This is a genomic window from Kocuria salsicia (assembly GCF_007681555.1).
Classification (GTDB): Bacteria; Actinomycetota; Actinomycetes; order Actinomycetales; family Micrococcaceae; genus Kocuria; species Kocuria salsicia.
In genome coordinates this window covers 17482-27156 of sequence record NZ_VELE01000014.1, presented here as the reverse complement: position 1 = coordinate 27156, position 9675 = coordinate 17482, and the positions used below count along the sequence as shown (strand labels likewise).

Here is a 9675-nt window from a genome sequence, read left to right as displayed (position 1 = left end):
GCTGCGCCAGGGCGGAGAGGATGCCCACCATCAGCCGCCCCTCGCGGGTGGCGGTGTCCAGGCTCATGTCCAGCAGGACCAGGCGCACACCCTCGTCTGTCAGCTCAGCGGCCGTGTTCACGGTGTCGCGCATTGACCGGCCGAGACGGTCCAGGCGGGTGACCACTAGGGCATCGCCGGTGCGCAGGTGGCTGCGGGCAGCATCGAGGCCGGGGCGGGTGGAGCGGGCGCCGCTGATCGTGTCCTCGAAGACTCGCTCGCATCCGGCGGCCGTCAGGGCCGCGCGCTGGGTGTCCAGAGACGCGGCCTGTTCGCGGGTGCTCACGCGGGCGTAGCCGATCTTCACGGGCTCAGGCATCCCGGTGCCGCGTCGGCCTCGTCGCCTGGAGGTGCGATTTCGCCCGCCATGACGAGCACGCGCAGGGTGGTCTCTCGGTAGCGGTCGTAGATGATCTTGGCGTCAGCATCGAGGGCGGCGCGCGCGTGCAGGATTTTCAGCGTGCCCAGCAGTGCCCGGTAGGCCCACCACAGCGTGCCACGCCACATCACCCCGTTGCGGGCGGCGTTGCCAGCCTCTACCTGATCGGGGGCGTCATGCCGAAGCAGGTCAAGGGCGGACTCTAAGCCCCTGTTCGCCACCTCAACCTGAGTGGTGTCATCGGTGGACTCCATCGACTCCACCAAGTCCATGTGCTCCACGAGGCGCTGCATGGCCTGGAGAGCACCGGCCGGGGCGCGCTGCGAGGACGTCAGCGGGCGGTCCACGAACTTATCCACGGCCTCGTGGTCCACGCCTACGAGCTCCGCGCCGTAGGCGGCGCAGAAAAGCAGCCAGTTCGCGAGGTCGCGGTGGGGGATGATGAGGGTTTGCATGATCGGTCTCCTGTCGAGGGTACCTGTCCAGTTTCGTGCAAAATCGGTCGTTTTTGCACCACTCCCCCGCGCCTGGCGCTCGGGGGCCTTCCATCCCTCAGAGGGTGTAGCAAAAGCCGGTGCATAACCAGGGGGTGCGGAACCGCCTTACGGTGACGGGTTTTGCTCCACGTCGGAGCCCGCCCAGCCGGTGCACACCTCGTGATAGAGGATGTGCGCCGTGGGCAGTCCAGTGGTGTCCCTGATCCGGTCCCATGCCGTAGCGAGTGCTCGGGGCGGGGTGGGGGCCTCCCCCGGCCCGCGCCACGTCGCCGCGACGATCTGCCACGGCGGGTTAGGCGGGGGCAGGGCGGAGCGGCCGCCCATGTGGTCCGGTGGTGGGGGTGGAGGTAACACGGTCTCCGCATGTAGGCGGCCGTCTCCGGTGATCAGAACGCCACGGTTGGTGAGTCTTTGGGCGGCCGCGTACTCGGCCCACCGGGCGAGTTGGTGATGGTTGTCCCGGTTCATGCCGTGGTTCATCATGGCGACCGCGGCTAGGCGCGCGTAATAGGCGCTGCTCACTGCTTCTCGGCGGCACGGATGCGGATGACGGATGCTTTGCTGATCCCGCATTCCTCGGCAGTCTGGGCGATGCTGTACCCCTCGCGGTCCATCTGGACGATGCGCGCGCGTTTCTCAGCGGTGATCTTCTGCCGCCGGTTCCGGGTGCGGTCCCACTCGCGCAGCGTCTCGGTGGTCCATCCGCGGGTGTCTCCGATCCAGACATCCGGCTCGGGCTGTCCGGCGTCCTTGAAGCCTTGGCGGGTCATGCCCAGTAGCTCGGCTGCTTCGGTGACGCCGTGGAGGTGGGAACCGTGTGGGATAGAATCAGGCATTGCGCCGTCCTTTCGGTGTAGCCCCCGGCCTCCTGTCCTGGCACCTATTGCCAGATGGTCGGGGGCATTTCTCTGTCTAGGTCGTGGCCGGGCGGGCGGTGAGCAGGTCACACGCGGTCTCGTAGGCCCGTGTGGCCGCTTTGGCCAGCTCCAGGGCCATGTCTACGTGCTCCAGGCTGTCCACGCGCCCAGCTGCGCGTGTGGCCGCTCCCGCGACCTCCAGTGCTGCGGTCTTGGTGAGCTGCGGATCACCGCAGCGCGGATCGGTGGACAGCACCAGGCAACGGGGAATCTCTGCCAGGTGCGGGGCGAGCGGGGTCCGGGCTGCGCGGCGCTGGAGGGCTCGCAAGTTGCCCAGGTGGTCCGCGCAAATTTCACGGCGCTCGGTCTCGGTCAATGGCTGGGGGGTCATGGTCTCGTCCTCTCTGGTGCGGCGGGCCTGTCCCCCGCCCGAACACTCATAAATATACCTCATGTAAGAACTAGAGTCAAGGCCGGCGGGTGATGCGGACATGAAGAACGGCCGGGGGGGTGATCCCCCCCCGGCCGCTTCCGTTGCGCTACTTGCTCGCGAGCTGGTGGCCCGTGATCTTCCCGTAGGGGGCGCGATAGCTGCTCGTGATCTTGCGCTCTGCATCGAAATAGAGGGTGCAGGTCTTGGCGTTGGCCCGCGCCACGGTCCACCAGGTGCCGCCCACCTTGATCCGGTCCCCGGCGTGGATGGTCTCGGCGCTGTAGTCGGCGGCCTCACCGGCGGCGAGCTGCTGGGCGCGCACGCCGCGCCAGTACGCCAGCGCGTCGGCGTTCTCGGTGGCGTCGGCCTGGATCGCCTCGCGGCGTCGGCCGGTCGCGGCGGGGATCGCCTCGGCGTAGGGGGTGCCCCGGTCGGCGGTGTACCCGTCCAGCTGCCGCGCCAGCTTGCGACCTTCGGCCTCTAGGCGGTCGATGCGTCCGGCCACGGTCGCGGGGCTGTAGCGGTGGGCTGTGGTGTTCGTGGCTGCACTCGCGCGGCGCTGCGCCTCGGTGGCGTCCTCGTCGGCTCGGATCGCGCGTCCCTGGGCGTTCCATGCCCGGTCAATAGCGTTGCGGTGGCGGGTCTCCGAGTGGTGGCCCACCTTGATGGGCTCCCCACCTTCGGGCAGTCGGGCCGCGGCCGCGTCGGCGGCGCGCTGGGCGTCGGCCGCGTGTGCGGCCTTCCGCTGCGCCTTCTGTGCCAGGGCCTCGGCGCGGGCCTCCTGCCGGGCTGCGCGGTCGGCTTCGACCTCGGCCACGGGCCGGGCGGTGTCATCGGCCTCTAGGGCCACCTCGTGCCCTGCGGCCTCCAGGGCCTTCTGCGTGCGTCCGGTGATCCAGGTTTTGAGGTTCCGGTCCCGGCTCTGCGGGACGTACCACGCGCCGATGGATCGACCCCAGCGCCAGCCCTGGGCCTTCAAAATCTCGGCGGTGCCGTCTCCGCGCTGCGTGCCCTCGATCAGCGTCCCGGCCTCGCGGTTGTGGGTGATGGTCAGTGCGGCCATGATGCTCAGTCCTTCCGGTCGGTGTGGCGGGCCTGTCCCCCGCCTGAACACTCATAACTATACCTAACGTAAGTATCTAAGTCAATACCGGCGGCTAGTTTCCGGGCATGAAAAAGCGGCCGGGGGACCACTCCCCCGGCCGCCGTGTAGGTGGATCAGCCAGTGATTTCCTCGGTCTGACTCACGTCGAACACGCTCACCATGATGTAGGTCAATTCCTTCTCGGGCTTGCCAGTCTTGGGGTCCATGACCACGCTGCCCTCCTCGTCGGTCTTGGTGCGCTCGGTCGGGGCCATGATCTTGATGGCTCGCTCACCCTTGCGGACCACTCGCCCAACCTCCAACCACTTGTTAAACCCGGCGCACTGGGTGGCCCCCTCGAACTGCGCGAAGATCATCTCCTGATTCTTGGGGCTGTAGGTGGGCATACGGGCCGCGAACGCGGCGAACCGGCGGGCGGTGTCCGGGTCGTTCTTGATCTGCTCGGCCACGGCCGCAGCCTTCTCCGAGACCTCCTTGCGCTTGGCGATGGCAGCCGCCTTGCGCTCCTGCTGCTTCTTGGTGGGCTGCTTCTTCGCGGTCTGGGTCTTGGTGGTCATCGTCTGCTGTCCTTCCCGTGTGGTGCGGGCCTGTCCCCCGCTTGAACACTTATAATCTTACCTAAAGTAAGATTAGGAAGCAAGGGGAAAGGGCAGATGATGGGCATTTTTTCGAGGCGAAGTTGGGTGCTGCGCTCGGGTCCGTGCGCGGCTCGGACCAGATGGGACCGCCCGTGTAGCCTGGCCCGTCGTCCTGATAGCTGGAAGCATGATGGGCGGAAGTGGAGCGGGGTCAAGGGGGCGCGTAGCGCATCGCGTAGCGACGCCGCAGGCGCCCTTGACGCCGCGCAACGTGCCCATACAATTCCGCGTCAGGACGACGGACAGCGGAGGTGAGTGGACTCGAAGGGGCTCCCCCACTGGAAAGACCAGGAGGGGAGCGCCTTGAAAGCGCTCCCCTCCTGCCAGTGTGACGTCTAGCTGTCTAGACGTCCTGACTGCTCATACTCATGCAGCACTCGCTCGATAGCAGCAACTACTACCGGGTTCACCTTGGTACCCGCTTCTAGGGTGGCCCGTTGGAGTTGCTTGTAGGTCTCTTGCGGCAATCGGATGGTCAATCGCGCCCGGTCGTCAGTGGGTCGCTGGAACGTCTTTTCCAAGCTCGTCGTGGTCGGCTTCTGCTGCCGTTGTGCGGCTAGGCGCTCCTTGAAATCGCTCATGCGCTCAGTGCCTCCTCGATGGTGGTCAGTACGGCTGTGTACCCCCACAGATGGGTTGGTGCCTGCCCCCAGGCTTCGCGGAATGTGGACCGTTTGCGGATCGGCGGCAGGACCGGGATTTCTGCTGCCTCCAGAGTCTCCACGAGTCCGCGGTACGCGCGCGTTGCGGTTTCTGCGGAGGTCACCATGACAGCAACGGGCCCGATCCCGCTGAGCGCGTCGATGGTGGCCCACGTGCGATCCATGTCCGCCATCGAGGCCATGGTGGGGATGACGACCAGATCAGCGGCTTCGGCGGCCGCGGTGATGATCTGGGGGTTGCCAGGCGGGGTGTCGATAAAGACGTACTTGTCCCCCGCTGGCTTCCGCAGCGTGGCGATGTTGGCGGGCACAACCTCGAATGCAAGATCCGCGGCCTCCGCCCACCTACTGGCAGAGGCTTGCGGGTCACTGTCCCAGACCTCAGCCCTGTGGCCACGGTGGGCGGCGACCTGGGCCAAGAACATGGCCGAGGTGGTTTTTCCGCAGCCACCTTTGGAATTCAGTAGGGCGATTTTCACATGAGCCTCCCGAGGTTGTGACGCCTAGCTGTCTTGACGTCATGCTGTCAGACCAGCATGACAGCATGACAGTGTGACGTCAAGATGTCTTAGCGTCACGCCGTCAAGACGCCATGACGTCTAGTAGACTGCGGGGAGCATGATTTTGCATGGAGACGCTCGTGTGTTGCGTAGCCTTAGCGGTGCGAGTGTAGATAAGAGGTCAGCGCGCGCTCGAGCTGTTCGAGGCGTGCAGTTTGGAGATGATGGCGAGTGGGGCGGCCGCGGCCGGGGAGCACATCAGTGCTCACCACACCCTTCTCCTCCAAAAGGGCTATCTGTCGAGACAGGCTTTGTTCTGTAACCCCTAGTGCAGCGCTGATGGCCGCCCGCGTGGCAGGGCCAGCCGCAAGCTCTCTGAGGATGGCGACGCGCAGCGTGTTGCCGAGGACTTGCACGGCGGTATGGACCTCCCCGCTCTGTCCAGGGATTCTCATCATGAAGGGCACGCTCCCAGTTTCTCATTACCTGCAACGTCGAGAGATTCATACAACAGAACAGCGTTACAGTGATAGGATGTTGTATGGCTTATCTGCGAGGGTACAGGAGGTGACAGAGCATGGCTGAGTCCGAAGGCGGTTCGATGGGCAAGGGCGCGGGCCTCATCGGTGGAGTGGGTTGCCTGGTCATCGTCGCGCTGCTGTGCCTCGTACTCATCGTGCCTCTGCTGGTGACAGTGCTCGTCGGGGGGATCGCGGGACAGCTCAGCCTCGGCGGCGGGGATGACTGCGTGGAATCCGTATCGGCCGAAGGTGGAGACGGCACGGTAAACGTCCCGGAAGCCTTCAAGAAGCCCCTAGCGGATGCGGCGAAGGTCGCTGGGTTGCCGGAACAGACGGCGGCCGCCCAGATCAAGCTGGAGTCCAATTTCGACACTCAGGCAGGGAGTCCCGCCGGGGCTCAGGGCCCCGCGCAGTTCACGCCCGAGACGTGGGCTAGGTACGGAGAAGGCGGGGATATCCACGACATCAAGGATTCAATGTCTGCTTATGGCCGGTACATGAAGGCGTTGCGCGAAGAGGTGAAGCCGCTGGCTGGCGACGATGCTAACAAACTTGTGCGGCTGACCCTTGCCGCCTATAACGCGGGCCCGGGCGCGGTTCAGAAAGCTAAGGGCATCCCGCCCTTTGAGGAGACCAGGGTGTACGTCGAGAAGATCACCGGGTCCGCTCAGATGGAGTTCTCTGGTGGATGCAAGGCTGTAGAGGGGGGGAAGTCCTGGAACGGTGATCTTGGCAAGGGGGAGTGGACCATCCCCCTGCCGGAGGGCAAGTTTACCTCCGGGTATGGAGGGCGTAACGTCCCGGGCCTTCCGGCCTGGGCGCAGAACCACGTGGGTGTGGACCTGAGCACGGGAGGCGGAGCGCCGATCATCGCTCCCACGGACATAACGGTCACCGGCACCTTGCCCAACGACCATTGCGTGATGGCGAAGATGGACGCGAAGCCTGGCTTCCAGTTCGCGTTCTGCCACATGGAGTCCCTGGATGTGAAGAAGGGCCAGAAAATCAAGCGTGGTAAGCAGATCGGGGTCGAGGGTGGATTCATGGGCGGTAGCCCGAGTGGGGCGGCTAAACACCTTCACTTCGAGATTTATAAGCCAAACTGTGGGAATGGGAAGAATGGTGGGGCGAATGTGCCCTACGACGGGTGCAATATCGACCCGGAGCCGATTCTTAAAGAAAAGGGAGCGTGGGTGAAGTGAAGCGTATAACCCCTCTTCTGGTGGTCCTGGTATGCGCGGTGGGCTGCTCAGAATCCCCGACTCCGAGCCCTGCGGAGACCAGCCCGTCGGCGGCCGTCTCCACTGCCCGCACAGCCGACGGTGGGGAGTGTCCCCGCAGTGGTGACGCGGATCGCACGGATGCGTCTTCGACGGCCTACTACTACGTCGCCATCAGCCATTGCTGGGATTCGATGCGGGACAAGAACACGGCAGCGGGAGTGCTGCGAGCGAAAGAGCTGATGAGCGTGTCGTGGTACGAGCAGCAGAAGGAGGGGGCGGGCACGCGCAACACGCTGCAAGCACAGTTCGGCAAGGCAGCCAAGCATGAGAGCTATTCAGTGCCAAAGGTGAGCCGCACCGTGGGTGATGTCGATGAGGACGTCGCAGCGGACAAGGCCGTGCGGGGGCTCACGACGGAATGGAGCTGGCTCGCGCGGGACGGGTCGGAGAAGATGCCCGGCGGCCGGGATCAGCAGATCATCTATCTGGAGAAGCAGGGCGGACAGTGGATGGTCGTGGGTTCTGAGACGACGATGACCGAGGAGCACGACGGCGCATGAGGATCACACGGGAAAAGACGACGGAGACGACAGCACGTGTGAAGGTGCCGTCCTTCCCCGTCATTAGTCTGCGTGCGACCGAGGATGAGGTGATCGTTGAGGCTCCGGGCGTCTACGAGGAGGTGGCGCGCGGGCCAGAGCAGACCTTGTTCGAGGTTGCTGAGCCTGCTGCGCTAAAGGCTACGGAGGCTCTTGGTCTGCGTGTGTGCAAGGTGCTCGCGGTGGATACGGCCTCCGGTGACTCCACGTTCGATCTCGTGGCAGACGTCGGGCTGGGGGAGCTTCAAGAGCTGGCTGGGTACAGCGGTGAGCCTGGTCAATATGAGGTTGTCGCGCATCCCGAGCCGGAAAGGCCTTCATGGTTCCAGCGGCTTCGTGGCAAGCGCAGCATGGACTACTACGACGCGGGGCGTCGTGGTCGGATGAATCGGCGCACGGCGGGATACGTCGCGGCTGCCGGGCTGCTCCTGGTGGCAGCCGCAGTGCCCATGTCTGGGGTGTTGCGCGGTTCGGAGGAGGCTCCGCCGGAGCCTTACCACGCTGAACCTGCACAGCTCCCTGTCCAGGCACCCCCCGGGTGGGGAACGTATGCAGCATGGCACCAGGGCATCAACCAAGATGCCGAGCCAGTTTTGTTCCGTGATGAGCTGCTGGTGCCCTCGGGCAGAAGCATCACCGCGATGGACCCAGATACGGGCGAGCCTCGATGGAGCGTGGATGCGGGGATGGAGGTCAGCGAGTTCGCTCCCATGACGGGCGCTGTCGTGGCGGTTAGCGACGGCAAGACCGTCGCGCTGCTCGATACGACCGCCCGTACCGTCACGAGCACCAAGATGCCCGCTGAGGGGCAAGTGACGCTCGGCTACGGGGATCCAGTGACGATGACACCCTCCTCGCCCGTTGTGTACGTTCTCACGGATTCGGGGGAGTGGGCCAAGCGCACTATGCCCGCCGGGTCGGACATAGCTGGCGCTGTTGATGGGGCCGTGACCGCGGTCAGCACTGATGGGCCTGCCGCTCGGGTGTGGTCGATCACGGAGGACACCGCGACCCTGCCGAAACCGGGGACGATCACCGGTGCCGGGAACAAAGGCAAGAAGGCTGCGGCAGTGGATTCCTGCACGGGCTCCTTTGACACGGTGCTGTGCCAGTCCAAGAAGGGATCAGACACGGAATGGACTAGCTCCACCGTGAGCAAGAAGGGCAAGCAGACGACAGTCACTCGGGATCAGACGGCCACGCTAAAGGGCACCTCGGCAGCCGCGGCGACTGCCCCGGAAGTAGATCGCTCTTCGGGGTTCTTCCTCGCACGCGGGGTATGGGTCACGGAGAAAGCGCTTGTGCGCGTGGGAGCTGAGGCCAATATCGGCAGTGGCCGGGCGTTCCGATCCTCGCAGAAGGAAACTGAGCTGTTGGATGCTTCGGGGAAGACCATCGCCACCGGCACGAAAACTGACGCGTACCCTGCTGCGGTCAGCAAGGACATGACGGCGGTTGTAGTGGCCGCAGACCCCTCAGATCCGACGGCCACGAACGTTTACGGGCTGCCGACGAACTCGAAGGAGACCAGCTGAATGGCTATGACTCGAACGATGAAGGCAAGGGTGCAGGACATGGCAGGTGTAAAGGGCAAAAGCGGGGATCATCCAGAACCGCAGAAGGACCGGTCCAACCCGTTCATCCGCCCAGTGACGACGGTGGAAGCGGAACCGGCGTTGGACCGGGCACCGATCCTGGGGGACCGGATGACACTCGTGGGAGCCTCGCACGTGCCCGCGGAGACGGAGGAGCCCACGAAGGACGCTCCGCAGGTTCAGGCGAATGCCGGTTACTTGAACCTCATCGGAGCTAGCGGTGGCGTGGGCGTGAGCACACTTGCCGCCGTGTGTTCGGAGCGCGTGATCGACACGAGCGAGGACGAGCCCGCTACGGGAGCGGCGGGCGTGGTGGTTGCCTCTGTTTCGAGGGGATCCCTGGCCGCTGCTGAGCGATTGCGCGTGGAGGACTTCACAAACATGCTGACCGGGCTGGTCCTTGTCCATCACCGCCGCCCCGAGGACGTCTCGGCCGACACCCGGGCCTACGCGAAGCGCGTAGCACGTCTTTATCCGCGGTCATTCGAAGTGCGGTACGAACCGCGATGGCCTGATGCAGAAGGGCCCGTCACAGCCTCCTGGGCGCACCGACGCCGATTCACGCACCTGGTGAAAACGCTCAACGCCTGGGCAGAACCCTCAACCCCCAACGAGAAGGAATAAGCC

Annotated in this window: 13 protein-coding genes; 4 read left to right on the top strand and 9 right to left on the bottom strand. The window is 65.0% G+C overall.

Going from position 1 to position 9675, the window contains the following annotated elements; genetic code table 11:
* The 9 genes from FS770_RS12965 to FS770_RS14340 all read right to left on the bottom strand — a co-directional run.
* On the bottom strand, positions 1–358 hold a 358-nt coding region (locus tag FS770_RS12965), incomplete at its 3' end, for a recombinase family protein (protein ID WP_244944936.1).
* Positions 343–873 carry a hypothetical protein gene (locus tag FS770_RS12960; protein WP_145012549.1) on the bottom strand — a complete coding sequence of 177 codons (531 nt, stop codon included), beginning with the start codon at positions 871–873 and terminating at the stop codon, positions 343–345. The genes FS770_RS12965 and FS770_RS12960, both read right to left, overlap by 16 nt.
* A gap of 560 nt (positions 874–1433) precedes the next feature.
* On the bottom strand, positions 1434–1751 hold the full coding sequence (locus FS770_RS12955; RefSeq protein ID WP_064845527.1) for a helix-turn-helix domain-containing protein: 318 nt from the start codon (positions 1749–1751) through the stop codon (positions 1434–1436).
* A gap of 76 nt (positions 1752–1827) precedes the next feature.
* Positions 1828–2163, bottom strand: a complete 336-nt coding sequence (locus tag FS770_RS12950; RefSeq protein WP_064845526.1) for a hypothetical protein — start codon at positions 2161–2163, stop codon at positions 1828–1830.
* Positions 2164–2311: 148 nt separating this feature from the next.
* Positions 2312–3268, bottom strand: coding sequence for a DUF3560 domain-containing protein (locus FS770_RS12945; RefSeq protein WP_145012546.1), 957 nt, complete (start codon positions 3266–3268; stop codon positions 2312–2314).
* 155 nt (positions 3269–3423) lie between these two features.
* Positions 3424–3867, bottom strand: coding sequence for an ArdC family protein (locus FS770_RS12940; protein ID WP_145012543.1), 444 nt, complete (start codon positions 3865–3867; stop codon positions 3424–3426).
* Positions 3868–4283: 416 nt separating this feature from the next.
* Positions 4284–4529, bottom strand: coding sequence for a hypothetical protein (locus FS770_RS12935; protein ID WP_145012540.1), 246 nt, complete (start codon positions 4527–4529; stop codon positions 4284–4286).
* Positions 4526–5089 carry a ParA family protein gene (locus FS770_RS12930; protein ID WP_145012537.1) on the bottom strand — a complete coding sequence of 188 codons (564 nt, stop codon included), beginning with the start codon at positions 5087–5089 and terminating at the stop codon, positions 4526–4528. The genes FS770_RS12935 and FS770_RS12930 overlap by 4 nt, the downstream gene beginning before the upstream one ends.
* Positions 5090–5265: 176 nt before the next feature.
* Positions 5266–5565: an ArsR/SmtB family transcription factor gene (locus FS770_RS14340; protein WP_425323841.1), complete on the bottom strand. Its 300-nt coding sequence runs from the start codon at positions 5563–5565 to the stop codon at positions 5266–5268.
* A 122-nt stretch (positions 5566–5687) separates the two neighbouring features.
* Here FS770_RS14340 and FS770_RS12920 point away from each other — a divergent pair, with 122 nt between their 5' ends.
* The 4 genes from FS770_RS12920 to FS770_RS12905 are packed head-to-tail and all read left to right on the top strand — an operon-like array spanning position 5688 to position 9672.
* Positions 5688–6833, top strand: coding sequence for a peptidoglycan DD-metalloendopeptidase family protein (locus FS770_RS12920; protein ID WP_244944934.1), 1146 nt, complete (start codon positions 5688–5690; stop codon positions 6831–6833).
* Positions 6821–7414: a hypothetical protein gene (locus FS770_RS12915; RefSeq protein ID WP_145012531.1), complete on the top strand. Its 594-nt coding sequence runs from the start codon at positions 6821–6823 to the stop codon at positions 7412–7414. The genes FS770_RS12920 and FS770_RS12915 overlap by 13 nt, the downstream gene beginning before the upstream one ends.
* Positions 7411–8988, top strand: a complete 1578-nt coding sequence (locus tag FS770_RS12910; protein WP_145012528.1) for a hypothetical protein — start codon at positions 7411–7413, stop codon at positions 8986–8988. The genes FS770_RS12915 and FS770_RS12910 overlap by 4 nt, the downstream gene beginning before the upstream one ends.
* Positions 8989–9672, top strand: a complete 684-nt coding sequence (locus FS770_RS12905; protein WP_145012525.1) for a DUF6668 family protein — start codon at positions 8989–8991, stop codon at positions 9670–9672.
* The last annotated feature ends 3 nt before the right edge of the window (positions 9673–9675 follow it).